Origin of the sequence: Pseudoxanthomonas sp. CF385, from assembly GCF_900104255.1 — a bacterium.
GTDB lineage: Bacteria > Pseudomonadota > Gammaproteobacteria > Xanthomonadales > Xanthomonadaceae > Pseudoxanthomonas_A.
Map to the genome: position 1 here is coordinate 791,428 of NZ_FNKZ01000002.1, position 26,694 is coordinate 818,121.

Consider the following 26,694-nt stretch of genomic DNA (forward strand, 5'->3'; position numbering starts at 1 on the left):
CGTGGTGGGCATGCCCTTGCCGAATGGAAACCGAGGAACCGCCATGCGCATCATCACGTCCCTGATGTCCTGCCTGCTGGCCCTGGCAGGATGCAACGAGAAATCCAGCGTCACCACCATCCACCACAGCAGCGCGAACGGCGTGGATACGCTCTTCAGCAAGACCACGCAGCGCGATGGCGTGGCGACGTTCGAGTGCTTCGCCAGCGAGAGCGGGCAGTGTCACTACCGCGTCTACACCGAACGCTGCCCCGCGCCCGCCGCGGACGAGAACCCCGCTGCCTGCGCGCGTACGCCGCTGGAGGATTTCACGCTCGCCCCGGGCAAGACGCATGAGATCCGTGGACTGCCGGCGGGGTACCGCGAATGCGTCGGCACCCTGGCGAATGCCGGCTGCGGGTAACGAAAGCGGCGTCAGCCGCCGCAGTGCGCGCCTTCCAGCGACTTGCCGCCGCAGGCCAGGCATTTGCGGTACTTCTGCCGCTGCCGGTTGTAGCGCACGCGCGACATCATGCCGCCGCAGGCGCAGCGCAGCTCCCGGCCGCGCGCCCAGCGGTAGAGCCGCCAGGTCGAATGCAGCGCCCAGGCCGTGCCCAGCAGGATGGCGAGCAGGAACGCGAGTGAGGCCAGCCGCTGCGGGGTGATGTCGCCCAACGCACGCCCGCTGCGGGTGACCGCTTCGGCCGTGGCGAGGCCGCCCACGGCGATCACCGCCGCCGGCACGTACATGCGCACGACCATCTTCGAAATGCGGTTCATGGGTAGCGACACGTGCCCGGGAAGATGCCGCCAGCGTCGCCCGACGCCCGGCCTCCGTCAATCACGCCAACGGGGGAGCGCGGGGCCTAGCTGGTGATGGTCTGGGTCAGCGCCTGCCAGGTCGGCGGCTCGGGCCAATCGGGATCCTGGTTGCCGTCGATCACCCGGCGCAGGTCGCGGCGATCGATCTGGGGTGCCAGCGCGCGCACCAGGTCCAGCGCGTAGTCGCGCAGCACGCGTTCGCGCGGCAGCACCGCCCAGGCGATGCACTCCTTCACTTCCGCCGGCGCCGCCCACGCGCGCAGGTCGGTGTCCGCCGCGCTCACCGCCATCTCCGCCAGCAGGCCCACGCCGAGACCGGCACGCACGTAGGTCTTGATCAGGTCCGCGTCGAGCGCCGTGAGGGCGATGTTCGGTTCCAGCCCGACCTTGGCGAAGGCGCGCTGCAGCGACGAGCCGGGACGGGTCGAAGACTCGTAACTGATCAGCGGCTGGCCGGCGAGATCAGCCATGCCCGGCACGCCGCCGGCCTGTTCCAGCGCATGCCCGCGCGGCACCAGCACCAGGCGACGCCACCGGTACAGCGGCACGGCGATGCCGGCCTGCGGCTGGTCGCCCGCGGTGCTGACCACCGCCATGTCCGCGTCGCCCTGGGTCAGCAGGTCGAGCGCGGTGCTTTCCGGCGCCTGCTGCAGGTGGACGCTGACCTGCGGATAGTCGCGCTTGATCTGGGCGATGGCCGGCGGCAACACGAAGCGCGCCTGGGTGTGCGTGGTCACCAGCACCAGCTGGCCCTGGCTCTCGCGGCGCTGGTTGGCGGCGTAGGTACGGATGTTGTTGGCTTCGGCCAGCACCAGGCGCGAGCGCTCGATCACTTCCTGGCCGGCCGGGGTGATGCTTTCCAGGCTGCGGCCCTTGCGGACGAACAGCAGGAAACCGAGTTCGTCCTCCAGCTGCTTGAGCTGCTTGGACAGGCCCGGCTGGGTGGCATGCACGCGCGCCGCCGCCAGCGTGATGTTCAGGTCGGCATCGGCGATCGCCACCAGGTAGCGGAGTTGGGTCAGCGTCATCGGCGTGGGGAGCGTGAAGGGCCCACCGGAGGGGGCCTTGGAATGTAGAGGATTTCGTCGGACCGTAGCCGGCACTGCTTATAACTGCAAGGCATATGGTTTTGGTGGGATGTCATTTCCGGCGGCTATGACCGGGCAGTACGGTCATCAGCCCGCCCCTGCCCGCCGACCCCGTGAGCGCTCCGCTGTTTCCCCTGTTCGCCGATCTGCAAGGCCGCCGGGTACTGGTCGTGGGCGGCGGCGCGGTCGCCGAGCGCAAGACCGACGCCCTGCTCCGCACCGGCGCACGGCCCCGGGTGGTGGCGCCGACCCTGACCGCATCGCTGACCGCCTGGCACGCCGCAGGGAGGATCGACTGGCTGGAAGGTGTGTTCGAACCCGCGCACGTGGACGATGCCTGGCTGGTGGTCGCCGCCACCGGCGACCGCACCGTCAATCGCGCCATCGCCACGGCCGCCGAAGCGCGTCGCGTGCTGGCCAATGTGGTCGACGACGCCGCACTGTCCAGCTTCCAGGTGCCGGCCATCGTGGAACGCGGGGCGCTGCAGGTCGCGATTTCCAGCGGCGGCGGCGCGCCGATGCTGGCACGGCACCTGCGCCGCCAGTTGGAGACCCTGCTGGACGATTCGTGGGCCTCGCTCGCCGAGTTGTTCACGCGCCAGCGCCAGCGCATCCGCCAGCGCTTCCCGCGACCGGCCGAACGCCGCCGCTTCTTCGAGAAGATCCTCGCCGGTCCGTTGCCGCGGCTGTTCCGCCAGCAGTTGCATGGGCAGGCCGAACAGCAGTTCCTCGCCGCGCTGGATGACGCCTCGCCGTCGTCCCGCACCGGCAACGTCGCGGTGGTCGGCGCCGGCCCCGGCGATGCGGGCCTGCTCACGCTCAATGCGTTGCGCGCGATGAACGAAGCCGACGTCGTCCTGCACGACCGCCTCGTCAGCGAGGACGTGCTGCGCCTCGGCCGTCGCGACGCGACCTACATCGAAGTCGGCAAGTCGGCGACGGGACAAAGCACGCGACAGGAGGACATCCACGCGCTGATGCTCGAGCACGCGCGCGCCGGACGCCGCGTGGTGCGATTGAAGGGCGGCGATCCGTTCGTGTTCGGGCGCGGCGGCGAAGAGCTGGAGTTCCTGCGCGCGCACGGCATTCCGTACGAGGTCGTGCCCGGCATCACCGCCGCCATCGCCTGCGCGGCCTATGCCGGCATTCCGCTGACGCATCGCGACCATGCGCAAGCGGTGCGCCTGGTCACCGCGCACTGCAAGGATTCGCTGGACACGCTCGACTGGGCCGCGCTGGCGCAGGAGCGACAGACGCTGGCCGTCTACATGGGCGTGGCCGGGCTGGAAGGCCTGCGCGAGCGCCTGCTGGCGCACGGGCGCGCACCGACCACGCCGTTCGCCATCATCGAAAACGGCTCGCGCCGCGAGCAACGCGTGCTGAACGGCACCCTGGCCGATCTGCCGGAAACCGCGCGTTCTCATCAGGTGCGCTCGCCCGCCCTGCTGATCCTGGGCGAAGTGGCCGCGCTGGCGGGCACGCTGCACTGGTTCGGGCAGCCGCCGCTCGGCACGGTCCACCCCACACATTCCCGCAACCTTCCGGCGCCCACACTGCAGGCCGCCTGACCGCCACCCCCTGGAGATTCCATGGCCATCTACGACAGCATCCTGGACACCGTCGGTCGCACCCCGGTCGTCAAACTTCACCGCATCGCGCCGGAGCACGTCACCCTCTACGCCAAGGTGGAATCGTTCAATCCCGGCGGCTCGGTGAAGGACCGCCTGGCGCTGGCGATCATCCTCGATGCCGAAGCCAAGGGCCTGCTGAAGCCCGGCGACACCATCATCGAGGCGACCTCCGGCAACACCGGCGTGGCGCTCGCCCTGGTCGCCGCGGCGCGCGGCTACAAGTTCGTCGCGGTCATGGTGGAGACCTTCTCCATCGAACGCCGCAAGCTGATGCGCGCGTACGGCGCCAAGGTCATCCTGACGCCGGCCGCCGAGCGCGGCAGCGGCATGGTGCGGCGCGCGGAAGAACTGGCGAAGAAGCACGGCTGGTTCCTCGCCCGCCAGTTCGCCAATCCGGCCAACCCGGCCTACCACCGGCAGACGACGGCGGCGGAGATCCTGCGCGATTTCGCCGGCCTGCGGCTGGACCACTTCGTCACCGGCTGGGGCACGGGCGGCACGCTGACCGGCGTGGGCGAAGTGCTCAAGGTCGCGCGTCCGGAAGTGCGCATCACCGCCTCCGAACCGGCAGGCGCATCGCTGCTGCTGGGCAAGGAGTGGCAGCCGCACAAGATCCAGGGCTGGACGCCGGATTTCGTGCCGGAGGTGCTCAACCGCGAGGTCGCCGACGAGATCCTGCCGGTCACCGACGTGGACGCCATCGCCACCGCGCGCCGTCTCGCCGCCGAGGAAGGCATCTTCGTCGGCATCTCCGCCGGCGCCACGGTCGCGGCCGCGTTGCAGGTCGCGCAGAAGGCCAAGCCCGGCGATGTGCTGCTGGCGGTGTTGCCGGATACCGGCGAGCGCTACTTCTCCACGCCCCTGTTCGAAGGCGTCAACGAAGGCTCCGACGACGAGTGGCTGGCGTCGCTGGGCGACGCTGCGCTGCCGTAAGCCCAGCGCGCCCACTGGCTCGCTCGCTCCTCTGTAGGAGCGACGCAAGTCGCGACTGGGGACCGTGATCGCAGGGAAACATGCGGAAAGCCCGCGTGTTTTCCGCGGCGCGCCTTTCCCCGGCACCAATGTCTCCGATGGCGTGCGGTCGCGACTGATGTCGCTCCTACACCACGCGCATCAGAGCTCGTAGAGCTCCAACGGCAGGTCGTCCGGATCGGCGAAGAAGGTGAAGCGGTGCCCGGTGTACTCGTCCACGCGCACCGGTTCGGTCGTCACGCCGTGCGTCTGCAGGTGCGCGATGGCGGCATCGATATCGGCCACGCGCAGGGCCAGGTGGCGCAGGCCGCAGGCTTCCGGGCGCGACACGCGCGGCGGCGGCGACGGGAACGAGAACAGCTCAAGCTGGGTGCCATCGGGCAACGCCAGGTCGAGCTTCCAGGAGTCGCGTTCGGCACGGAAGTGCTCGGCGACGACGCGCAACCCCAGCACCTCGGTGTAGAAGCGCTTCGATCGCGCGTAGTCCGAGGCGATGATCGCGACGTGGTGCAGGCCTTCGATCCGCATGTCAGTGCGCCGCGGCCGCGTCGGCACCGGCGTTGCCGCCCGACGGCGCCTTGCCGCCGCGCATCAGCAGCACCAGCGGCATCGACACCAGCGTAAGCAGCATCATCAGCTTGAAGTCGTTGAGGTAGCCGATCGCCGCTGCCTGCCGGTTGACCTCCGCATTGAGCAGGGCCAGGCCGGTGGCCGTGGACGGATCCATCGCCGCGGGCAGCAGCGTGGTCTCCGCACCGAAGGCCGGGATGCGCGCACCGATCTCCGCGTGGTTCACCTGCAGCGCGCGCGACAGCATCGTCATCACCACCGAAATGCCCACCGAGGAACCGATGTTGCGCACCAGGCTGAAGAGGCCGGCGGCTTCGGTGCGCTGGTGCGGTTCCAGCGTCGCGTAGGCCACTGTCGAGATCGGCACGAACACCAGGCCCAGGCCCATGCCCTGCACCACGCCCAGCCAGACGATCGAATGCATGGAGGCGTTCGGGCCGAACTGGGTCATGCCGTGCAGCGAGATCACCATCAGGGCCATGCCGACCAGGATCGGCCATCGCGCGTCGATGCGGCCCAGCAGGCGGCCGACGATCATCATGCTGAACATCGTGCCCACACCGCGCGGCGCCAGCACCAGGCCGATGGTCAGCACCGGATAGTTCATCAGCGAGCTGAGGTAGGGCGGCAGCAGCGCGAGCGTGGCGAACAACACGATACCGACGACGAAGATCAGCGCGCAGCCGACGGCGAAGTTCGCGTTCTTCAACAGGCCCAGGTCGAGCAGCGCGTGATCGCGCTTGCGCCACCACCACAGGCCGTAGGTGTACAGGGCGAGGAAGGCGATCGCCGCCTCGACCTGGATCTCCAGGCTGCCGAACCAGTCTTCGCTCTGCCCGCGGTCGAGGAAAAGCTGCAGCGCGCCGATGCCCAACGCGAGCAGCGCGAGACCGAAGCCATCCAGCGGCCGTTCGTGCGGCACGTCCTTTTTGACGCTGGCCATGATGCCCACCAGCGCCAGGATGCCGATCGGCAGGTTGATCAGGAACACCCAGTGCCAGCTGTAGTTCTGGGTCAGGAAGCCGCCCAGCGGCGGCCCGAGGATGGGACCGACCATGATGCCCATGCCCCACATCGCCATCGCGGCGCCGTGCTTTTCTTTCGGGAAGGCGTCGAGCAGCAGCGACTGCGAGATCGGCACCAGCGATGCGCCGAACACGCCCTGCAGGATGCGGAACGCGACCATCTCACCGATGCCGGTGGCGATGCCGCACAGCAGCGAAGCGACGGTGAAACCACTCACCGCGATGATCAGCAAACGGCGGCGGCCGAGGCGGCCGGCGAGCCAGCCCGTGACCGGCGTCAGGATCGCCGCGGCGACGATGTAACTGGTCAGCACCCACGACACCTGGTCCTGGGTGGCCGACAGCGAGCCCTGCATGTCCGGCAGCGCGACGTTGGCGATGGTGGTGTCCAGCGCCTGCATCAGCGTGGCCAGCATCACCGAGCCGACCAGCAGCGTGCGCTTGCCGGTGTCGTCCTGCGCGGGTGCAGCGGGAGCGGCGGTTGTGCTCATGGGAAATTCCGGAAGTGATCGGCGTGCGCGCGGCACGACGATCCAGAGGTCACCCGGGGCGCGGCGTCAGCGGGGCCGGGCCCCACCACAGTGCCCTCGCCCGCATCCGCGCACGCCCGGGATGACATGGAAACAGGGACTCAGCGTGCGGCGGTGGCGCGGCTGGAGGCCGTGCCGCCATCGCGCAGTTCGACATGCACGTCGGCGCTCATGCCGGCGCGCAGCTGCGGCGCATCCGCGGCGGCGCTGTCGATTTCCAGGCGCACCGGGATGCGCTGGACGATCTTCACCCAGTTGCCGGTCGCGTTCTGCGGCGGCAGCACGCTGAACTCGGCACCGGAGGCCGGCGCGATGGAGGCCACGTGCGCCTTCCACTTCACGCCCGGATAGCTGTCGACCTCGATGATCGCCGCCTGGCCGACCTTCATCTTCTCCAGCTCGGTTTCCTTGAAGTTGGCTTCCACCCAGATCGGCGACGTGGCGACCAGCGGCATCGCGGTCTGGCCGACGTTGATGTATTCGCCCACCTGCAGGTCGTGCAGGCCGACGATGCCGTCGACCGGCGCACGCACCTCGGCGTGGTCCAGGTCCAGTCGGGCCTTGGCCAGCATCGCCGCGGCGGCGCGATACTCGGGCAGTTCCTGCGTCGGCGTGCCCGGGCTGCCGCTCAGCGACGCGGTGGCTTCGGACTGGCTGGCGATCGCGTCGGCCAGGTCGGTGCGCGCTTCGGCGACGGCGTGGCGCGCGTCGTCCAGCATCTTGCGCGACACCAGCTGCTGGCTGGCGAGCTGCTGCATGCGCTGCAGGTCGCGCTGCGCCCAGGTCAGCGTTTCGCGCGCGGCCTGGATCGAGGTGCCGGTGCCCACCACCTTGGCGCGACTGGCGTTGGCGGAGTTGGCCATGCGCGCGACCAGCGCTTCGTTCTGCGCGACGGCGATCGTCAGCGGATCGGCGTCGATGCGGAACAGCAGGTCGCCCTTCTTCACCGGCTGGTTCTGCTGCACGGCGACTTCGACCACGCGTCCGCCGACCTGCGGCGCGATCAGGATGCGCTCGGCCTTGATGTAGGCGTTGTCGGTGCTGACCTCGCGGCCGGAGGCGACGTACTCCCAGCCGAAGAAGCCGGCGACGGCGAGCGGGCCGGCCACCCACAGCCACAGGGGCACGCGGCGGCGCTTGGGAGCGGGAGCTTTTGCCGCGTTCTCGGCGGCTTCGTTGATCTTGCTGGTCATGGTGGGGGTCAGCTCTTGCGGAGGGAGGACTCGCCGCGGCTGGCGCGGTCGAGCTGGGAGAGGTTTTCGCGGATCTGGCCGAGCACCTTCAGCGCGGTGGCCAGTTCGTCCGCCTCGATGCCGGCCAGGCAGTCCTCGCGGACCGACACGGCGACGGCTTCGATGTCATGCATCACCGCTTCCGAGGGGGGCAGCAGGTGCAGCCGCCACACGCGGCGGTCATCGGGGTCGCTGCGGCGTTCGACGAAGCCGGCCTTCTGCAGGCGGTCGATGACGCGCCCGACCGCGATCGGCTCCATGTCGAGCAGGTCCGCCAGTTCGGACTGGGTGATGCCTTCGCTCTGGTGGATGCGCTTGAGCGCGCGCCACTGCACGCGGGTCAGGCCCAGGTGCGAGGCGCGCCGGTCGAACACGCGGCCGAACAGCCGGCTGAGGTCCGCGATCAGGTATCCGATGGTGCTGTTGCCGGCAGGGGTCTTCATGGCTGCCTATGATATAGATGCTTAGGCAATAATGTTCAAGGCAGTGGTATTCCGTTCAGGTTGGAGCCGGCGGATCCCTTGTGCGGCAAGGCCCAGGCCTGCCGTATCCTGAACGGATGCGCCCCTCTACCCTCGCCCTGCTCGGTTCCAACCTGCTGACCTTGGTCCTGGCCCTGGTCTTCGACTGGGAGACCGGCTGGCTCGTCTGGCCGTACTGGATCCAGAGCGTGGTGATCGGCTGGTACGCCCGCAAACGGATGCTGGCCCTGCGCGACTTCACCACCGAGGGCTTCACCTCCGGCGGTCAGCGCGTCAGCGAGGACGAGGCCGGCAAGCGCTCCACGGCCAGTTTCTTCTCCCTGCACTACGGCTTCTTCCACGCCGTGTACTTCGTGTTCCTGTGCGTGCACCACACCGTGGCCAACCCGCGCGACATCGTCTTGCTGGTGCTGTGCGGCCTGTCGTTCGTCTATTCGCAGCGGCAGACCTATGCCGTGCAGCACGCCGCCGACATCGACGGCAAACCCAGCCTGGGCGCGCTGATGTTCCTGCCCTACCTGCGCGTGATCCCGATGCACCTGATCATCCTGGCCAGTGCCGCACTGGGCAGCGGCGTGCTGATGACGCTGTGCTTCACCGCACTGAAGACCGCTTCCGACCTGACGATGGATTACGCCGACCGCCGGATGGCGGAGAACGCGGCGAAACGGGCTCGCGCGAGCGCCTAACGAAAAACGCCGGCTTGCGCCGGCGTTTCCTGGATCACGGACGGCCCTGAGGGCCGTCACCGCTGAGCGCAGGCGCTCAGCCTTCCCACTTGCCCAGCGCGGCCAGGCCATTTTCCTTCGCGCGCTCGTACACCACGGCCTGGGCCTTGGCGAAGTTGCCCTTCAGGTCCTGCGACCACAGCTTCAGCGCGGCCTGCTGCATGGCGCGGCCGTAGGAGAAGCTGAGCGGCCACGGCAGGCTGCCGAGCTGGTTCATCGCATTGAGGTGGGCGGTGGACTGCTCGTCGGTCTGGCCGCCGGACAGGAACACGATGCCCGGCAGGATCGCCGGCACGGTGCTCTTCAGGCACATCACGGTGGACTCGGCCACTTCGTCGACGTCGGCCTGCTCATCGCTGTCCTTGCCGGCGATGACCATCGAGGCCTTCAGGATGGTGCCTTCCAGCAGCACGTTCTGCTCGTACAGCGCGCCGAACAGCGAACGCAGCACGGCTTCGGTCACTTCGTAGCAGACTTCGATGTTGTGGTCGCCGTCCATCAGCACTTCCGGCTCCACCATCGGCACCAGGCCGCATTCCTGGCACAGCGCGGCATAACGGGCCAGCGCATGGGCGTTGGCTTCGATGCAGGTGCCGGACGGGATGTCTTCGCCGATGGTGATCACCGCGCGCCACTTGGCGAAGCGGGCACCCAGCTTGTAGTACTCCTTCAGGCGGTCGCGCAGGCCGTCCAGGCCTTCGGTGACCACTTCGCCGGGGCAGCCGGCCAGGGCGTGCGTGCCCTTGTCCACCTTGATGCCCGGGATGATGCCGTGCTCGCTCATGTACTTGGCGAACGGCACGCCGTCCTTGGTGGACTGGCGGATCGTTTCGTCGTACAGGATGGCGCCGGAGATGTAATCGGACAGCTTGGGCGTGGTGAGCAGCAGCTCGCGGTAGGCGCGGCGGTTCTCTTCCGTGTTCTCGATGCCCACGCCCTGGAACCGCTTGGCGATGGTGGTGGTGGACTCGTCGATCGCGATGATGCCCTTGCCCGCGGCCACCATGGCCTGGGCGGTTTCGGCAAGCTGTTCGATGCTCATGGGGTTCCTGGGGAAGCGGCGGGAAAGATACCAATTGTAGCCCGCGCCGCGCCGGCAGCGGGCAACCCTGATGATGAACGCGCCGCGGCGCGCCCGGATCCGGACGCGGCGGGAATCCCGGAAACCGGTTACAGCTCGCCCAGTCCCTCGGCCTTGCCGCGCTCGCCCATCTGCAGCAGGCGCAGCGTGTTGGTGGCGCCGTGCTGCTCCATGTGGTCGCCGCTGGTGAAGATCACGCGGTCGCCCTCGGCCAGCAGCGTGCGGTCGTGCAGCACGCGCATCGCATCGCGCGCGGCTTCGCGCGGCGCCAGGCCGCGGCTGTCGAACGCGATCGGAAACACATCGCGGATCATCGCCATCTTGCGGCGGGCGCCGTCGTGGCGCGAGAACGCGTAGATCGGCGCGCTGGAGCGGAAGCGCGACAGGAAGCGCGCGGTGCCGCCGGATTCGGTCATCGCCACGATCGCACGCACGCCGATGTGCTCGGATAGGAACATCGTCGCCATCGCGATCGCCTGGTCGGCGCGCTCGAGATTGCGCGGCGCCTTCTCGAAATCGGTGTCCATCTCGAACTGCTTCTCGGCGCCCAGGCAAATGCGCGCCATCGCCTCCACCGCGCGCACCGGATAGCTGCCGGCGGCGGTTTCGGCGGAGAGCATCACCGCGTCGGTGCCGTCGATGACGGCATTCGCCACGTCCAGCACTTCGGCGCGCGTCGGGATCGGGCTGTCCACCATCGACTGCAGCATCTGGGTGGCGGTGATCACCACTTTGTTCTGCGCCAGCGACTCGCGGATGATCTTCTTCTGCAGGCCCGGCAGCTCGGCATCGCCGATCTCCACGCCGAGGTCGCCGCGCGCCACCATCACCACGTCGCTGGCATCGACGATCTCGGTCAGGTTCTCGATGGCTTCGGTGCGCTCGATCTTCGACACCAGTGCGGCATCGCAACCGTGCTGGCGCGCGATGCGGCGGGCCTCGTTCATGTCTTCGGCGTTGCGGCAGAACGACACGGCGATGAAATCCACGCCGATGTTCTCGGCCACGTACGCGATCAGTTCGCGGTCGCGCTCGGTCAGCGCGCCCAGCGACAGGCCGCCGCCCTGCTTGTTCAGGCCCTTGCGGTCGGACAGCACGCCGTCGTTGAGCACCGTGCAGACGATGCGCTCGCCGTCGACCTGCACCACCTGCAGCTGCATCAGGCCGTCGTCGAGCAGCAGCACATCGTCCGCCGCCACGTCGCCCGGCAGGCCCAGGTAGCTGACGCCGACCTGGTGGATGTCGCCCGGAGGCGCGTCCGCGTTGGCGACCAGATCGAAGCGGTCGCCTTTCTTCAGCACGATCTTGCCTTCGGAGAAGCGCTCGATGCGGATCTTCGGGCCCGGCAGATCGGCGAGGATGCCGACTTCGGCGCCCACACGCTGCGCGGCGAGGCGCACGGCGGCGGCGCGCTTGGCCTGGCCCGAGGGATCGCCATGCGAGAAGTTCAGGCGCACCACGTTCACGCCGGCGCGGAACAGCTCCTCGAGCACGCCGGGCGGGTCCGTCGCCGGTCCGAGGGTGGCGAGGATCTTGGTGCGGCGCTGGCGTTCGGTCATGGTGCGGATTCCCTGTAATCGCACAAACGCTACCACAGCGATTGAACGCCGCAACGACCGATGATCTTCATGCTTGCATGCTGTCCCGGGACAGCCTCGCGCATGCCTGCCCGGGATCATGGAAACCGCTGTTTTCAAGCGCTTTCACGCGATTCCGCAGGATCGCGCGACTGGTATTTTTTTGGTCTGAGCATCGGGCCACGATGCTGCGCACGCACACCCGACTGCGCAAACGCAACGGATGAAACGCGCGTTTGATCGTAACGTTTCAGCCGAACAACGGTGCCAGTTGCCCAGGCGCTTTCACGAGATGATCCGCGCCCGCATCGCGCAATTCCTGTTCTCCGCCGAAGCCCCACAACACGCCGACGTTGCGCATGCCGTGGTGGCGCGCGCCTTCGATATCCATGCGGCGGTCGCCGATCATCCAGCAGGCGTCCGGCGTGAGCGCGAGCCGCCGCAGGGCTTCTGCGATCAGGTCCGCCTTGTGGCTAAGACGGCCATCGGCCGTCGCGCCGATGATGTTCTCGAAGCGGTGCCCGAACGGCAGGTGCGCGAGGATCTTGCGCGCGTGCGGCTCGTTCTTCGCGGTGACCACGGCGAGCCGATGCCCGTCCGCATGCAGGGCCTCGATCGCGTCGCCGATGCCGGCATAGACCTGGTGCTCCAGCCAGCCATGCGACTCGAAGCGCTCGAGATAGAGCTCGACCGCCGCCTCCACACGTGCCGGATCGCCCAGCAGCGGCATGAAGCTCGTACGCAGCGACGGGCCGATCCAACCGCGCAGTTCGGCCTCCGTCGGCACCGGATGATCGAGCTGCGTCAGCGCGTGCGCGACGCAGCGGGTGATGCCGATGGCGGAATCGATCAACGTGCCGTCGAGATCGAAGAACAGCGTGGGACGGCTCACGCGCCGCGCGCCTCCAGGGCGGCGACGGCAGGCAGCGTCTTGCCTTCCAGGAACTCGAGGAACGCGCCGCCACCGGTGGAGATGTAGCTGACGTCGTCGGCGATGCCGTACTTGTCGACCGCGGCCAGCGTGTCGCCGCCACCGGCGATGGAGAAGGCCGGCGACTGCGCGATCGCGCGCGCCAGCGTCTCGGTGCCCTTGCCGAAGGCGTCGAATTCGAACACGCCGACCGGGCCGTTCCACACCACGGTGCCGGCGGACTTGATCAACTCGGCATAGCGCTGCGCAGTGGTCGGACCGATGTCGAGGATCAGGTCATCCGCGCCGACCGCATCGACGGCCTTGACGGTCGCCGGCGCATCGGCCGCGAAGGCCGTGGCCACCACCACGTCGTCGGGCAGCGGGATCTCGGCGCCACGGGCCTTGGCGTCGGCGTCGATCTTCTTCGCCGTCTCGATGAGGTCGGCCTCGTACAGCGACTTGCCCACCGTGTGCCCTTCGGCGGCGATGAACGTGTTGGCGATGCCGCCACCGACGATCAGCTGGTCGACCTTGCCGACCAGGCTGGTCAGCAGTTCGAGCTTGGTGGACACCTTGCTGCCGGCGACGATGGCCAGCAGCGGGCGCGCGGGGCTGGCCAGCGCCTTGTCCAGCGCATCCAGTTCCGCCATCAGCAGCGGGCCGCCCGCCGCCACGGCCGCGAAGCGGATCACGCCGTGCGTGGAAGCCTGCGCGCGGTGCGCCGTGCCGAATGCGTCCATGACGAACACATCGCACAGCGCGGCGTACTTCTTCGACAGGGCCTCGTCGTCCTTGCCCTCACCGACGTTCATGCGGCAGTTCTCGAGCAGGACGATCTGGCCCGGCTGCACGTCCACGCCGTCGACCCAGTCCTTCACCAGCGGCACGTCCACGCCCAGCAGTTCGGTCAGGCGCGCAGCGACCGGCGCCAGCGAATCGGCCTCGCTCCACACGCCTTCCTTCGGCCGGCCCAGGTGCGAGGTAACCATCACCGCCGCACCCTTCTGCAAGGCCAGCTTCAGCGTGGGCAGCGACGCGGTGATGCGCTGTTCGGAGGTGATGCGGCCGGCGTCGATCGGCACGTTGAGATCCTGGCGGATCAGCACGCGCTTGCCGGTCAGGTCGAGGTCGGTCATGCGGACGATGGGCATCGGGGGAGTCCTGGGCAGCCGGAAAGACGCCTATTGTCCCGGCTGCGCACCGACGCCGCAAACCCGCGGGCGATCTACTCCGCGGGACGCTTGCGCAACAGGCTGAAGGCGAAGGCGACGACCAGGGCCGCACCGAGCAGCAACAGGCCCCACAGCAACCAGGCCTTCCAGTCGCGCTGCGGCGGCGGCGGCACCAGCGCCGCATCGCCGGCGAAGGCGGCGGCGGGCGACAGATAGGCCGGTGCAGGTTGCCAGTCCTGGCCGCGATCGCGGCGCAGCGCATCCACCAGTTCCGGCATCGGCACGGCCGCACGGCGCGCCGACGCACTGCCCGCCACCAGGGCGTACGGCGGCGTGCCCTGCGCCAGGAACACCATCACCTCCGGCCGGTAGCCCACCCGCAGGGTCGGGGACTGTTCGGGCAAGGGGCCCCGGCTGCGCAGCCGCCAGTAGCGGTCGCGCACCGGCCCGCTCGACAGCGGCTGCTCGGGCGAAGCACTGGGGCGGTCGCCATCCACGCGATACGCCACCCACGGGCCCGCGCGCAGCCGCCATGGCGCATCGTCCGCATCGCGGCTTTCCAGCGTCCATTCGCCCACGGCGAAATCGTCCATCGCCAGGTCCGCGAGCGCGACCGGATAACGCCCGTCGCTCTGGTAAACGTAACCGTCGACGCCCTGCTCGCTGACGCGACGGCCGCGCAGGTCCGACCACGCCACCGTTTCCTGCATGCGCGCGGCGTCCAGCCGCACGCGCACTTCGCGGATCGGCAGCGCGTCGGCGGCATCCAGGGGCACGAAGCGCACATAGCGGTAGCCGCCGCGGATCGGCGCTTCGGCGCGCACGAGGCGCTGTCCACCCCGCTGCAGTTCCACCAGGGTCACGCGGTCCTGCAGCACATCCCAGGCTTGCAGGTCCTGGCTGCCCTCGATGCGGAAGGCGGCTTCGCGCGAAGCACCCGGCTCCCAGCTGATCTCCAGCGCCTCGGGATCGTCGCGGATACCGCTCAGGTCCACCAGGAAAGCCCGGCCATGGCCGTCCACGGTGGCCGACGCGCCGCCATCGGCGTCGATCCGCACGATGCGCCCGTTGTCGCCGAACTGCGCCGATACCCGCGAGGGCCCCACCGTGCCGGCAGCCGCACCCGGCAGCGGGAACCACGGCACCACGACGCGACGCGCCGGCAGCGCCGTGGGTTGTTCGGGACCGAACAACGCGGCGGCGACCGGCTTGCCTTGCGCATCCAGCACGTCGACATCGCGCAGGTCGGGCCACGCGGTGGTGGCGTAAACGGTGCGATCGAGCTCGACGCGGTAGGCGCCCGCGCGTTCGGCCGACAGGGCCAGCGGCCAACGCTTCGCGTACGCGGCGTTCGTCGGCGCCTGCGCGAGCGCCGCAGGCGAGGCCGTCAGCAATGCCAAAGCAAGCAGCAACGTCCTCATGCGGTGGCCTCCTTCGTGTCGGCGCGACGCGGCGGCGCCGGCGCCAGGTAACCCACCACCGTGCAGAGCAGGCCGTAGGCGATGAACGAACCGATGCCCAGCAGGTTGCCCAGGTGCTGGCGATCCACCGTCATCAATTTCACCAACACCACGCCCATGAGCACGGCGCCACCCAGCCACAGCATGCGCTGGCCACGACGTGAACCGATCACCCAGCCCAGCACGCCCAACACGCTCCACACTACCGTCAGGCTGGTCTGCGCGAGGCTGCCCGATAGCAGCGCGCCATCCCACGGCACGCCGCCCCAGTGATGCACGGCATGCAGCACGACCGAGGTGACCCAGACGAAGGCCGCCGCGGACAGCAGCACGATCTGCGCGGGCGCCATGCTGCGGTCTTCCGGCATCCACCAGCGCAGCAGCAAGACGAGCACCGCGAGCTGCGCGAGTTCCAGCGGATTCACCACCGGGATCCACGGCAACGGCGTGGCATCGCCGGCGACGAACAGCGAACCCACCCACCACAGCGCGAGCACGGAGAACAGCACGCCGAGCAGCGGCGTGCGCCAGCCGTCGAAACGCTCGCCCAGCGGTGCCGCCAGCCAGGTCCAGCGGAACAGCGCCAGGGCGACGACCACCAGCCACGGCAGCGCGATCAAACCGGCCGTCCAGCCCTGGCCCATGCCCTCCAGCCAGTCGGGCAGCCATGCGAACAGCAGGCTTGCCACCAGCGGCCACACCAGCCACCACACGAACTGCGCCGCACCGGCGAGGCGATGCTCGCTGTCGCGCAGGCACAGCAGACTGCGCACGCCCAGCACCGCATAAGCCAGCCAGGCCCATGCGCCGTTGCCTGCGAAGGGCTGCTGGTGCACATCGGCCTGCCACAGCGCCAGCGGCACCGCAGAGGCCAAGGCCGCCAGCGTCGTCCAAGCCAGTCCACCCGAAGGACGACGACGATGCACTTCGGCCGCCAGCCATCCGCTCAGCGCCACGAAGGCGAGCATCGCGTCGGGCTCGTCCCGATGGCCCAGGTACCGGCTGATCTCCAGCGTGCCGTTGCCCAGCCACCAGGCCAGGCCCCACAGGTAGTACAGGCCCGCGAGGGCGCCCTGCCGACCGCGGTAGCTCCACGCGCTGGCAAAACCGGCGATCGCGATCAGCAGCGCGCTCATGAAGGGCGCATTGGCGAACATCGGCGCGCCCGGCACGTCGAACGCATTGCCCGACGTCCACGCATCGGCACGCGCGATGAAGAACGCACATGCCGCGGCCAGCTGCAGGCCCGCGCCGGTGAACTGCGGCAGCAGGCGCGACTGGCGCAGGCCCAGCCACACCAGCGCCGCGCCTTCGAGCGCGAACACGCACGCGGTGGCCTGCGCCGACAACGCCAGCGGCACGGCCAGCGTGGCGAAGCCCACGGCGAGCAGCGCATAGGACTGCGCGAGCACGTCGTATCCGTCGCGACGACGCAGCAGCCCTGCCAGCCCCGCGTACAGCACGCCCAGCCCCAGCGCGCAGAACGCCAACGGCAGGCGGCTGTCTTCGAACGTGCCGCCCTGCATCAGGCCGGCCTGCAGCGAGAACGCCACCAGCGGCATGCCGAACACCAGGCAGCCATCGATGAAGTCGCGGCGGCTGGCCGGCTGGCGACGCGCGAACAGCAGCGGGATCAGCAGGTAGAAGACGAAGAACAGCGCCAGGAACGGCTGCGTGGTGCCGTACTTCTCCGGCGCGTAGTCGAACAGGCCCCACGCGGTGCCGATGCCGAAGGTGAAGGCGAACCCGAGCAGGTTGAGCAAGCGCCAGGACTTGTACCAGGCGATCCCGACGATGGCCGCGTTGAGCACCGCGTAGTACGAGAACAGCGCCACGTGGTTGCCGCTGCCGGTCGACAGCCAGATCGGCGCGAGGAAACCGGCCAGCAGCGCGAACACCGCCAGCGACTTCGCATCCTGCAGCACGGCCAGCATGCCCGCGCCTGCAACGAGCGCGATGCTCAGCGCGAAGGCCGCGCCGACCGGCATCAGACCGAAGATCTTGAAGGCGGCGAACACCACCAGCAGCAGCACGCCGATGGCACCGCCCTGCAGGCTGAGCGCGAAGACGCGGTTGCTCTCGCGCTTGCGCCAGGCGAACACCAGCGCACCCAGGGCAGCGGCGGCGACACCGGCCAGGCGCAGCTCCGGCGGCAGGGTGAACCAGCCTTGGTCGGCGCCGTACTTCAGCAGCGCGGCGACGCCGGAGAACAGCACCAGCACGCCGATCTTCACCGGCACATTGCCGACGGTGAACCAGCGCTGCACCGCGCGGAGGGCGACTTCCAGCAGGCCAGGCGTGGCGGGACGTGCAGGCGGCGCGGGGCGCGGCGGCAGCGGTTGCGGCAGCGGTTGCGGCGGCGGACGCGGCGCCTCCGGCGCGGGAGGAATCGGCGGCGGACCGGCCGTGCGGCTCGCTGCCGCAGCGGCGGGTGCGGGCGTCGCGCGCGGCGGCGGCGTGGGCGCGGCGTCGCGCATCAGGTCCGCCAGCGTGGGGCCTTCCTCGACCGGCGGCGCGGCGGGCGTCGCCGTCGCCACGCTCGCGGGTGGCGCCGCGGCTTCGGCGGCCCGTGCCGCGCGCAACTGCGCGATCTGCGCTTCCAGCGTCGTCACCCGGCGCTTCAGGCCGCTGACCGACACCAGCGCGATGATGAGCAGGACGGGCATGGCCAGTACGGCCAGCCCCACCAGGACCAACAACCCGACCACGTCATCCATTCCCCGACCTCGCCTGTGCGTGTTTCCGGTGCAAGGACGCGGAATGCCGCATCCTCCGGCCGTCCATGCAGCCGCGTCCGCAGCCTCGGGCATGGCCCGGGGATTTGCAAGATTCCGATCCGCGGGTGGTAGCGGACGGCGCATCGGGTATCACCTGGCGATACCCGGAAACGATACGGGCGCCCTGGAGGCGCCCGTATCGGGTCATGCGGCCGCCGCCCGGGCCGCGCTTCGGCTTACTTGCCGGCGACGACGCGGACCATTTCCAGGCACTTGTTGGAGTAGCCCCACTCGTTGTCGTACCAGGCCACCAGCTTGACGAAGGTGGGGTCCAGCGCGATGCCGGCCTCGGCGTCGAAGATCGAGGTGCGGGTGTCGCCGCGGAAGTCGGTGGCGACCACCTTGTCTTCGGTGTAGCCGAGGATGCCCTTCAGCGCGCCCTGGCTCTGCGCCTTCATCTCGGCCTTGATCTCTTCGTACGTGGCCGGGTTCTCCAGCTCGGCGGTCAGGTCGACCACGGACACGTCGCTGGTCGGCACGCGGAACGACATGCCGGTGAGCTTCTTGTTGAGCGAGGGGATCACCACGCCGACGGCCTTCGCCGCGCCGGTGCTGGACGGGATGATGTTCTCGAGGATGCCGCGGCCGCCGCGCCAGTCCTTGTTGCTCGGGCCGTCGACGGTCTTCTGCGTCGCGGTCGCCGCGTGCACGGTGGTCATCAGGCCGCGCTTGATGCCCCACTTGTCGTGCAGCACCTTGGCGATCGGCGCCAGGCAGTTGGTCGTGCACGAGGCGTTGGAGATGATCGCCTCGCCGTTGTAGGTCTTGTCGTTCACGCCGTAGACGAACATCGGCGTGTCGTCCTTCGAAGGCGCCGACAGGATGACCTTCTTCGCGCCGGCATCGAGGTGCTTCTGCGCCGTGGCCTTGTCGAGGAACAGACCGGTGGACTCGATGACGACGTCGGCGCCGACTTCGTCCCACTTCAGGTTGGCCGGGTCGCGCTCCTGGGTGAGGCGGATCTTCTTGCCGTTGACGAACAGCGCGCCGCCTTCGACCTTCACGTCGCCGTCGAAGCGGCCGTGCACGGAGTCGTACTGCAGCATGTACGCCAGGTAGTCCGGTTCCAGCAGATCGTTGATGGCGACGATCTCGATGTCGTTGCCGAAGTTCTGCACGGCGGAACGCAGCACGTTGCGTCCGATGCGGCCGAAGCCGTTGATACCCACCTTGATCGACATTGCTCAGGACTCCTGCGGCCGCGCCCGGCGCGGCGGGGTTGACGGGGGCCGTCATTCTATCAGGCCACCCCGCCCGCACGCCGTGGCGGGCATTGATCAGGATCAAGGCGGCGCCGGATACGCGGGCGGAGACTGGCCCCACATTCCAACGAGCGTCACCACCATGAAGAAGACCCTGATCCCGATTGCCATCGCCCTCGCCCTCGGCGCCGCCGTGCCCGCCTTCGCCCAGTCCAAGGGCGACTGGACCCTGGGCGTCGGCGCGCACCAGGTGAACCCGAAGTCCGACAACGGCACGCTGGCAGGCGGCACGCTGCCGCTGGACATCGACAGCGACGTCAAGCCGACCATCACCTTCGAGTACTTCCTGCGCGACAACCTGGGCCTGGAAGTGCTGGCCGCGCTGCCCTTCAAGCACGATATCGCCGTCGACGGCGTCGGCACCGTGGGCAGCACCAAGCACCTGCCGCCGACCGTCTCGCTGCAGTACCACTTCAACAGCAAGGGCAAGGTCTCGCCGTTCCTCGGCGCCGGCCTGAACTACACCACGTTCTTCAGCGAGGACACGAAAGGCGCGCTGGAAGGCACCAAGCTGAAGCTCGATGACTCGTGGGGCCTGGCCGCGCACGTCGGCATGGACATCAAGGTCAGCGAGCGTGGCGCGGTGCGCGTGGACGCCCGCTGGATCGACATCGATACCGACGTCAAGGTCGACGGCGCCAAGCTGGGCACCGCGAACATCGACCCGCTGGTGTACGGCGTGGCTTATGTAGTGAAGTTCTGAGCCACGCTCAGCACGCAACGCGCAATGGGGACGGCCCGTGTCGGTTAAAGTACCGGCATGGTCCGTCCCCTTCTTCTTGCCGCCACCCTCGTCGTCTTCCTCGCCGGCGTCCTCGTGTCCGCACCCGCGTGGGCGTGGGGCCCGATGGGCCATCGCCTGGTCGCGCAGCTCGCGTGGGACGACCTGACGCCGGCGGCGCGACGCCAGGCCGAAGCGCTGCTGAAAGGCGAACCGGACCCCACCCTGGCCGGCATCGCCAGCTGGGCGGACGATCTGCGCGACAGCGATCCCGTGCTCGGCAAGAAGACCGCGCGCTGGCACTTCGTCAACATCGGCGAACACGATTGCGCCTACGAACAGGTGCGCGACTGCCCCGGCGGCAACTGCGTGGTGGAAGCGATCAGGACGCAGGCCGCAATCCTGGCCGACCCGGGTCGCACGCGCACCGAACGGCTGCAGGCGTTGAAATTCGTCGTCCACTTCGTCGGCGATGTGCACCAGCCGCTGCACGCCGGTTACGGCCGCGACAAGGGCGGCAACGACGTGCAGATCAACTTCAACGAACGCGGCACCAACCTGCACACGCTGTGGGACAGCCGCATGCTGCTGTCCACCGGACGCAGCGAAGCCGACTACCTGCGCCGGCTGCGTGCGCTGCCGCGCCCGAAACTCGGCGCGGTCATGCTGCCGCCACCCTCGGCGGACTGGGCCGAGCGGTCGTGCCGCGTCGTGACCCGACCCGACTTCTACCCGCGCCGCACCAAGCTGGCGCAGAGTTACGTGGACCAGCACCTGCCCATCGTGGAGCGCCAGCTGCGCGCCGGTGGCGTGGCCCTGGCCGCGGTGTTGAACCAGGCACTCGATACCCACTGATCCACCCACGGGAGCATCCCATGAGGCATCGGTTCCGTACGTCCGCGCTGATCCTGTGCTGTTTGGGCGTGCCGCTCGCATCGGCCTTCGCGCAATCGCATGCGGCGCATGCGCCCGCCTCACCGGTGCCTGACCGCATGGAACTGGCATGGAGCCCGGCGCTGATCGATGGCCTGCCGCGCCACGATGTCAGCATCGACGTGCACGGTACGCCGCTGCGCTGCGAGGGCGTCGCCCTGGTGGACCTGCTGCGGCGCGCCGGCGCGATGCCTGCGGAACCGCTGCGCGGCGCGCACCTTGCGCGCCGGGTGGACGTGATGTCGAGCGACGGCTATCGCGTGGTGTTCTCGCTGGGCGAACTGGATCGCTCGCTCGGCAAGCAGGCGGTGTACGTGGCCGACCGCTGCAACGGCCAACCGCTGGACGCCCGCGAGGGGCCCGCACGCCTGCTCGTCCCCGGCGACAGCCGGCCGGCGCGCAGCGCACGCCAGATCAAGACGTTCGTCATCGAGTAGTGTCCCTTCCCCCAAGGAGTGCCTGCATGAACCTGTCTCCGCTCCGCTCGCCGTTCGCCGTCCTCGTGCTGCTCGCATCGCTGCTGGTGCCGGGCGTCGCACGGGCGCAGGACAATACCGGCCTCACCGTCTTCGCCGCCGCCAGCCTGAAGGAATCGCTGGATGAGGCTGCCGCGGCCTACCAGAAGCAGACCGGCGTGCCGGTGCGCGTCTCGTATGCCGCGAGCTCGGCGCTGGCGCGCCAGATCGAACAGGGTGCGCCGGCCGACGTGTTCTTCTCCGCCGACCTCGAGTGGATGGACTACCTGCAGCAGCGCGACAAGCTCGACGTCGCCACCCGCCGCTCGCTGCTGGGCAACCAGTTGGTGCTCGTCGCACCGAAGGCGAGCAAGGCGCGCGTCGACCTGAAGCGGCCCGCGACCTTCCTCGCCGCACTCGGCGACGGCCGCCTGGCGGTCGGCCAGACGCAGACCGTGCCGGCCGGCAAGTACGCCAAGGCGTCGCTGGAATCGCTGTCGCTGTGGAACGGCGTCAAGGCACGGCTCGCCGAATCGGAGAGCGTGCGCGCGGCGCTGATGCTGGTGGCACGCGGCGAGACTCCGCTGGGCATCGTGTACGCCTCCGACGCGAAGGCGGAGCCGGCGGTGCGCGTGGTGGCCACCTTCGCCGAAGACACCCATCCACCCATCGTCTATCCCGTGGCGGCGCTGCGTGGACCGCGCTCCCCACAGGCCACGGCGTTCGTGCAATGGCTGGCGTCGCCCGCCGCCGATGCGATCTTCCAGCGCCGTGGCTTCGCGGTAAAGAACTGACCCGCACGTGTTCGACGCGTTCTCGCCGGAAGAACTCACCGCCATCCGCCTCAGCCTGAAGGTGGCGCTGGTGGCGGCGCTGGCCAGCCTGCCGTTCGGCGTGCTCGTCGGCTGGCTGCTGGCACGCACGCGCTTCCCCGGCAAAGCGCTGCTGGACGCCGTGGTGCACCTGCCGCTGGTGCTGCCGCCGGTGGTGATGGGGTATGCGCTGCTGGTCACGCTGGGCGCGCAGGGCAGCGTGGGCGGTTTCCTGAAGGAGCACCTAGGCATCGTGTTCGCGTTCCGCTGGACCGGCGCCGCGCTGGCCTGCGCGGTGATGGGATTCCCGCTGATGGTGCGCGCGATCCGCCTGTCGCTCGAAGCCACCGATCGTCGTCTGGAACAAGCCGCCTCAACGCTGGGGGCGGGCCCTTGGCGCGTGTTCTTTACCGTCACGCTGCCGCTCGCATGGCCCGGACTGGTCGCCGGCAGTTTGCTCGCCTTCGCCAAGGCGCTCGGCGAGTTCGGCGCCACGATCACCTTCGTGTCCAACATCCCCGGCGAGACGCAGACGCTGTCGTCCGCGATCTACGGCCTGATGCAGGTGCCCGGCGGCGAAGCCGGCATCTGGCGGCTGGCCGCGGTGGCCGTGGCGATCTCGCTGGCCGCGCTGCTGTTCTCCGAATGGCTGGTGCGCCGCCACTACACGCGCCAGGACGAGGACGTCTGATGCTGCACCTGGACATCGAACTGCGGCGCGGCCACTTCCACCGCCATGTGCGGATCGACGACGACGCCCGCGTAATCGCGCTGGTGGGGCCCTCGGGCGCAGGCAAGACATCCGTCCTCAACGCCATCGCCGGACTGGTGACGCCGGTCGCCGGCCGCATCGACGTCGACGGCCACTGCCTGTTCGACAGCGCGCGCCGTATCGATGTGCCCGTGCACCAGCGCCGCATCGGCTACGTCTTCCAGGATGCGCGGCTGTTCCCGCACCTGGACGTGCGCCGCAACCTGCTTTACGGACGCCATGGCGGACGCGGGGCGCCGCGCTTCGGTTTCGACGCGGTCGTGGAGCTGCTCGGCATCGGGCCGCTGCTCGGCCGCCGCACGCGCAACCTCTCCGGCGGCGAAGCGCAACGCGTGGCGATCGGCCGCGCCCTGCTGGCGCAACCGTCGCTGCTGCTGTTCGACGAGCCGCTGTCGTCGCTGGACCAAGCGCGTCGAGAGGAACTGATCCCGTACCTGCAGCGCGTGCGCGACGAGATCCGCCTGCCCATCGTCTATGTCAGTCACCATCCGGACGAAGTGCGCCGGGTGGCCGACTCCACACATACCCTCGACTGACGCGCCCGTATCCTGCGGCGACGCCATCGGAGCCGTCCGCATGAAGCCACCGAAACGCTGGAAGTCACTGCCCGTGGAGCAGACGCGCCGCTACCTGGAACCGGGCCCCGTGGTCCTGCTCAGCACGGCGCACCGCGGCGAACGCGCGATCATGACGCTGGGCTGGCACATGATGCTGGGCTACGACCTGGTGGGCACCTATATCTGGCAGGCCAACCGGAGCCACGCACTGGCCCGTGCCAGCCGCCAGTGCGTCATCAACCTGCCGACCGAAGACCTGCTGGATACCGTCGTGCGCATCGGCAACTGCAGCAGCACGGAACAGGACAAGTTCGAGCGCTTCGATCTCAGCGCCCTGCCCGCGCGCGAGGTGGATGCGCCGCGCATCGCCGAATGCCACGCGCAGTTCGAATGCCGGCTGCACGAAACCCGGATCACCGCCGACTACCCGCTGTTCGTGTGGCGCGTCGTGGCGGCCCACATCGCGCCCTCGCCGCGCGTGCCCCGCACGGTGCACTACCGGGGCGACGGCCGCTTCATGGTCGCCGGCCGCGAGGTGTCCCGACGCCGCCTGTTCCGGCCGGACATGCTGGAGCAATAGGCATCAGCGCTTGGCGGTGGCCACGCGCTGCCGGCCCTCGCGGATCTCGAAGGTGAACGCATAGGCTAGGGACACCGGCACGATGCGCGCCTGGACGCGTTCGCCGGCGCACCCGTAGCCGTTCCAGTCACGATCGCGGCTCACGGCGTCCGGATAGTCGCAGAACATCGCGGGCTCGAATGACCATCCGGCCACCGCGGCGAGCGCCGCGTCGCGCAACAGCGGTTGCGCGGCGCCATCCGCGCAGCCTGGCTGCCTCAGTGGCGCGACCTCCGTCGCCTTGCCCGTGTCATCCACCACGAAGGCCACGCACAGCGTGAACGCCGGCAGTTCGCGCGGCATGCCCGCCGAAGGAAATGCGGGGCCGGCCGTATCGATGGGCACCGGGTAGACGAAGGCTTGGTGGGCCGCCATGTCGTACCGACCCGCCGCTTCGGGCATCAACAAGCGTTGATCGATGCTGTCGATGCGATGCGCGCAGCCGCTGGCCAGGTACATCGCCATGGCGCAGGCGAGGAATCGCATCACTGACTCTTGGCGATGCGCTGCCCGCAGGACACCTTGCGTGGGTCGTCTCCATCGACCTTCATCTCATCGCAATCCAGCGTCCTGAGCGAGGTCGACTGCGTGATGTCGAGCGTGCTCCACGCCGTACGCGGATCGGTATCCGGCGATCCTTCGCCGCTGCCGTCCGGATCGCCCTTGACGTCGTAGCGGATCGGCACGCGTACCCAGCCTTCGCCGCGCACGCCGTTCTCCGTCGGCGGCTCGAAGGTCCATTGCCGGGCCGCCGCGAGCGAGGCCTCGTCGAACAGGCCGGCGGGTTCGGACGATTCCACGATCGCCTCGCGGACGCGGCCATCCGGGCCCACCCGCAACTTCAGCACCACCAGGCCGCTCTGGCCGTGCGCCTTCGCGTCCTCCGGATATGCCGGCGCGGGCTGCTTCGGCACGCTCGCCGCGTCCGGCCCGGGCGCGCCATCGTGCTGGCTGACGACCATCGACAGCGCGAACGTCGAACTGCCATCCGGCGGCGTCACCTCGATGCGCATCGCCTGGTCCAGCGCGCCGATCAGGATCGGCTTGGAGACGGGCTTGCCGTCCACGCTGATGTCGCCGCTGAGTTTCACCTGGCCGCGCTGCTCCGCCGGATCGACGGTCAGTTCGATCCGCCAGGCGCGCCCGGCCTTCGTCGTCGACGCGAAACCCACCTTGCGGCCCGGCCAATCGCGCAAGGCGACGTCCTGGCGCTCGCCGTCGACCTCGAGCGTCGCGCCGATGCGGTAGTGGAAATCGTGTGCCGCCTGCGCCTGCGCGGCGGGTTGCGCGGCCCAGGCGGCGATAGCGGAGCCCGCGACCGTCAGCATGACCAGGGTGGCCGCCGCGAACCGGCGGGTGCGACTGCGCAAAGGGTGCTTCAGCATGGCGATCCTCTCCTTGAGCGGGTGGTGGTGCGTCCAATGGCAGCCCACGGGCAGCGGGATGCCGGCCAGATGCGCCTTCAGCATCGCTTCGCCATAGCGGCGGCGTTCGCCGGGATGACGCGCGATGACGGCGGCATCGCAGGCGAACTCCTGGTCCAGGCGATGCAGTCGCGACGCCAGGTGCATCAGCGGGTTGAACCAGAACAGGCTGCGCAGCAGCGCGGCGGCCAGATTGCCGAGCAGGTCGCCGCGACGGATGTGCAGGCGTTCGTGGCACAGCACCAGCGCACGTTCGGCGTCCGTGTAGCGATGATCGAAGTCCGCCGGCAGCAGGATCCGGGGCCGCAGCACCCCGTAAGCCGCCGGTAGACCGGCGCTTGCGCTCGCGCGCATCACGCCCGGCGTTGCCTCCGTCACCGGTCCCACGGCACGGAGGAAGCGCCGCTGTTGCACGGCCAACCGCACGACCATGAAGACGACACCCGTGCCCCACAGCGCAAGCAGCCACGCCGGCAGCACGGACCACGACACGTTCGCTTCGATCACGGCAGCCGACGTCGGCTGCAGCACGGCGACCTGCGGCAGCGCCCAGTGCGTCTCGGCCTGGCGGGCCGGCAGCAGGATCGCCACGCAGGCCATCGGCACGCTGACCCACAGCGCGTGCGCCGCGGTGGCACCGAAGTGGCGACGCAGCGGAATGCGCAGCGCCATGACCAGCAGGATCGCCAGCGTGCTGGCGGTCGTCGCTTCCAGTAATGACACCAGCAGGTCATTCGCCATCGTCGAGCTCCGCGATCAGGCGCTTCAGGTCGGCGATGTCGGCCGGCGAAAGCTTGCGTTGCTCGCTGAAGTGCGCGACCAGCGGCGCCACGCGCCCACCGAACACCCGGTCCACCAAGCCGGTGCTCTGCTCGGCCAGCCAGGCCTCACGCGCCAGCACCGGCGAGTAGAGATAACGACGCCCCTCCTTCTGCGCGCGGATCGCGCCCTTGTTGAGCAGGCGATTGAGCAGGGTCTTCACGGTCGGCTCGGCCCATTCGGCCCGACCCGCCAGGGCCGCGACCACGTCTTCCGCGCTGGCGGGATGGCGCTGCCACAGCACGTCCATCACCACGGCTTCCGCTTCGCTGATCGACATG

At 69.3% G+C, this 26,694-nt stretch carries 27 protein-coding genes; 11 read left to right on the top strand and 16 right to left on the bottom strand.

The genetic code is table 11. The features are described from left to right. Positions 1-43: 43 nt before the first annotated feature. Positions 44-403, top strand: coding sequence for a hypothetical protein (locus BLT45_RS13940; RefSeq protein ID WP_175455856.1), 360 nt, complete (start codon positions 44-46; stop codon positions 401-403). An 11-nt stretch (positions 404-414) separates the two neighbouring features. On the opposite strand, the gene BLT45_RS13945 is transcribed toward BLT45_RS13940, so the two are convergent. Together BLT45_RS13945 and BLT45_RS13950 are read right to left on the bottom strand one after the other, a co-directional pair. Further along, on the bottom strand, positions 415-759 hold the full coding sequence (locus tag BLT45_RS13945; protein ID WP_093301142.1) for a hypothetical protein: 345 nt from the start codon (positions 757-759) through the stop codon (positions 415-417). Positions 760-845: 86 nt separating this feature from the next. Further along, on the bottom strand, positions 846-1,829 hold the full coding sequence (locus BLT45_RS13950) for a LysR family transcriptional regulator (protein WP_093301146.1): 984 nt from the start codon (positions 1,827-1,829) through the stop codon (positions 846-848). A 173-nt stretch (positions 1,830-2,002) separates the two neighbouring features. Here BLT45_RS13950 and cysG point away from each other — a divergent pair, with 173 nt between their 5' ends. Continuing rightward, positions 2,003-3,457: a siroheme synthase CysG gene (gene cysG / locus BLT45_RS13955; RefSeq protein ID WP_093301149.1), complete on the top strand. Its 1,455-nt coding sequence runs from the start codon at positions 2,003-2,005 to the stop codon at positions 3,455-3,457. A gap of 21 nt (positions 3,458-3,478) precedes the next feature. Continuing rightward, positions 3,479-4,453 (top strand): cysteine synthase A, encoded by a 975-nt coding sequence (gene cysK, locus BLT45_RS13960; RefSeq protein ID WP_093301152.1) that lies wholly within the window; start codon positions 3,479-3,481, stop codon positions 4,451-4,453. A 180-nt stretch (positions 4,454-4,633) separates the two neighbouring features. Here the strand turns inward: cysK and BLT45_RS13965 are convergent, their stop codons facing one another. From BLT45_RS13965 to BLT45_RS13980, 4 genes are all read right to left on the bottom strand, one after another. Further along, positions 4,634-5,020, bottom strand: a complete 387-nt coding sequence (locus tag BLT45_RS13965; protein WP_093301155.1) for an SMU1112c/YaeR family gloxylase I-like metalloprotein — start codon at positions 5,018-5,020, stop codon at positions 4,634-4,636. Between the two features lies 1 nt (position 5,021). Beyond that, entirely contained in the window at positions 5,022-6,578 is a 1,557-nt protein-coding gene (locus BLT45_RS13970; protein WP_175455857.1) for an MDR family MFS transporter, read from the bottom strand. Positions 6,579-6,718: 140 nt separating this feature from the next. Beyond that, on the bottom strand, positions 6,719-7,810 hold the full coding sequence (locus BLT45_RS13975; protein ID WP_093301157.1) for an HlyD family secretion protein: 1,092 nt from the start codon (positions 7,808-7,810) through the stop codon (positions 6,719-6,721). A gap of 8 nt (positions 7,811-7,818) precedes the next feature. Continuing rightward, entirely contained in the window at positions 7,819-8,292 is a 474-nt protein-coding gene (locus BLT45_RS13980; RefSeq protein ID WP_093301159.1) for a MarR family winged helix-turn-helix transcriptional regulator, read from the bottom strand. Between the two features lie 116 nt (positions 8,293-8,408). On the opposite strand from BLT45_RS13980, the gene BLT45_RS13985 reads away from it, so the two are divergent. Then, positions 8,409-9,020 (top strand): DUF6498-containing protein, encoded by a 612-nt coding sequence (locus tag BLT45_RS13985; protein WP_093301161.1) that lies wholly within the window; start codon positions 8,409-8,411, stop codon positions 9,018-9,020. 76 nt (positions 9,021-9,096) lie between these two features. Here the strand turns inward: BLT45_RS13985 and BLT45_RS13990 are convergent, their stop codons facing one another. From BLT45_RS13990 to gap, 7 genes are all read right to left on the bottom strand, one after another. Next, positions 9,097-10,101, bottom strand: a complete 1,005-nt coding sequence (locus BLT45_RS13990) for a class I fructose-bisphosphate aldolase (RefSeq protein ID WP_056877970.1) — start codon at positions 10,099-10,101, stop codon at positions 9,097-9,099. A gap of 128 nt (positions 10,102-10,229) precedes the next feature. Then, on the bottom strand, positions 10,230-11,699 hold the full coding sequence (gene pyk, locus BLT45_RS13995) for a pyruvate kinase (RefSeq protein WP_093301164.1): 1,470 nt from the start codon (positions 11,697-11,699) through the stop codon (positions 10,230-10,232). Positions 11,700-11,967: 268 nt separating this feature from the next. Further along, positions 11,968-12,609 (bottom strand): HAD hydrolase-like protein, encoded by a 642-nt coding sequence (locus BLT45_RS14000; RefSeq protein ID WP_093301166.1) that lies wholly within the window; start codon positions 12,607-12,609, stop codon positions 11,968-11,970. Next, positions 12,606-13,781: a phosphoglycerate kinase gene (locus tag BLT45_RS14005; protein WP_093301168.1), complete on the bottom strand. Its 1,176-nt coding sequence runs from the start codon at positions 13,779-13,781 to the stop codon at positions 12,606-12,608. Before BLT45_RS14005 ends, BLT45_RS14000 begins: the two co-directional genes overlap by 4 nt. Before the next feature lie 74 nt (positions 13,782-13,855). Continuing rightward, on the bottom strand, positions 13,856-15,223 hold the full coding sequence (locus BLT45_RS14010; RefSeq protein WP_093301170.1) for a DUF3999 family protein: 1,368 nt from the start codon (positions 15,221-15,223) through the stop codon (positions 13,856-13,858). Further along, on the bottom strand, positions 15,220-17,970 hold the full coding sequence (locus tag BLT45_RS14015) for a DUF2339 domain-containing protein (RefSeq protein WP_093302119.1): 2,751 nt from the start codon (positions 17,968-17,970) through the stop codon (positions 15,220-15,222). The genes BLT45_RS14010 and BLT45_RS14015 overlap by 4 nt, the downstream gene beginning before the upstream one ends. Before the next feature lie 245 nt (positions 17,971-18,215). Then, positions 18,216-19,220, bottom strand: coding sequence for a type I glyceraldehyde-3-phosphate dehydrogenase (gene gap, locus BLT45_RS14020; RefSeq protein WP_093301172.1), 1,005 nt, complete (start codon positions 19,218-19,220; stop codon positions 18,216-18,218). Positions 19,221-19,383: 163 nt separating this feature from the next. On the opposite strand from gap, the gene BLT45_RS14025 reads away from it, so the two are divergent. Genes BLT45_RS14025 through BLT45_RS14055 form a run of 7 tightly spaced genes read left to right on the top strand, consistent with a single transcriptional unit; the run spans position 19,384 to position 24,131 of the window. After that, a complete protein-coding gene (locus BLT45_RS14025) occupies positions 19,384-20,004 on the top strand; it encodes an OmpW/AlkL family protein (protein ID WP_093301174.1) in 621 nt (206 codons plus the stop codon). A 57-nt stretch (positions 20,005-20,061) separates the two neighbouring features. Next, on the top strand, positions 20,062-20,877 hold the full coding sequence (locus tag BLT45_RS14030; protein WP_093301177.1) for a S1/P1 nuclease: 816 nt from the start codon (positions 20,062-20,064) through the stop codon (positions 20,875-20,877). Between the two features lie 20 nt (positions 20,878-20,897). Continuing rightward, positions 20,898-21,392, top strand: coding sequence for a hypothetical protein (locus BLT45_RS14035; protein ID WP_093301180.1), 495 nt, complete (start codon positions 20,898-20,900; stop codon positions 21,390-21,392). A gap of 26 nt (positions 21,393-21,418) precedes the next feature. Continuing rightward, complete coding sequence (gene modA / locus BLT45_RS14040) at positions 21,419-22,204, top strand: molybdate ABC transporter substrate-binding protein (RefSeq protein WP_093301183.1); 786 nt, start codon at positions 21,419-21,421, stop codon at positions 22,202-22,204. A 7-nt stretch (positions 22,205-22,211) separates the two neighbouring features. After that, complete coding sequence (gene modB, locus BLT45_RS14045) at positions 22,212-22,913, top strand: molybdate ABC transporter permease subunit (protein ID WP_093301186.1); 702 nt, start codon at positions 22,212-22,214, stop codon at positions 22,911-22,913. Continuing rightward, on the top strand, positions 22,913-23,530 hold the full coding sequence (locus BLT45_RS14050) for a molybdenum ABC transporter ATP-binding protein (protein WP_093301189.1): 618 nt from the start codon (positions 22,913-22,915) through the stop codon (positions 23,528-23,530). The genes modB and BLT45_RS14050 overlap by 1 nt, the downstream gene beginning before the upstream one ends. A gap of 40 nt (positions 23,531-23,570) precedes the next feature. Then, complete coding sequence (locus BLT45_RS14055; protein WP_093301192.1) at positions 23,571-24,131, top strand: flavin reductase family protein; 561 nt, start codon at positions 23,571-23,573, stop codon at positions 24,129-24,131. 3 nt (positions 24,132-24,134) lie between these two features. Here BLT45_RS14055 and BLT45_RS14060 read toward each other — a convergent pair whose 3' ends face one another. From BLT45_RS14060 to BLT45_RS14070, 3 genes are read right to left on the bottom strand one after another with little or no spacing between them, the layout of a single operon-like run. Next, positions 24,135-24,656 carry an energy transducer TonB gene (locus BLT45_RS14060; RefSeq protein WP_093301195.1) on the bottom strand — a complete coding sequence of 174 codons (522 nt, stop codon included), beginning with the start codon at positions 24,654-24,656 and terminating at the stop codon, positions 24,135-24,137. Beyond that, positions 24,656-26,335 carry a TonB family protein gene (locus tag BLT45_RS14065; protein WP_093301198.1) on the bottom strand — a complete coding sequence of 560 codons (1,680 nt, stop codon included), beginning with the start codon at positions 26,333-26,335 and terminating at the stop codon, positions 24,656-24,658. The genes BLT45_RS14060 and BLT45_RS14065 overlap by 1 nt, the downstream gene beginning before the upstream one ends. Next, on the bottom strand, positions 26,325-26,693 hold the full coding sequence (locus BLT45_RS14070) for a BlaI/MecI/CopY family transcriptional regulator (protein WP_093301201.1): 369 nt from the start codon (positions 26,691-26,693) through the stop codon (positions 26,325-26,327). The genes BLT45_RS14065 and BLT45_RS14070 overlap by 11 nt, the downstream gene beginning before the upstream one ends. Between the last annotated feature and the right edge of the window lies 1 nt (position 26,694).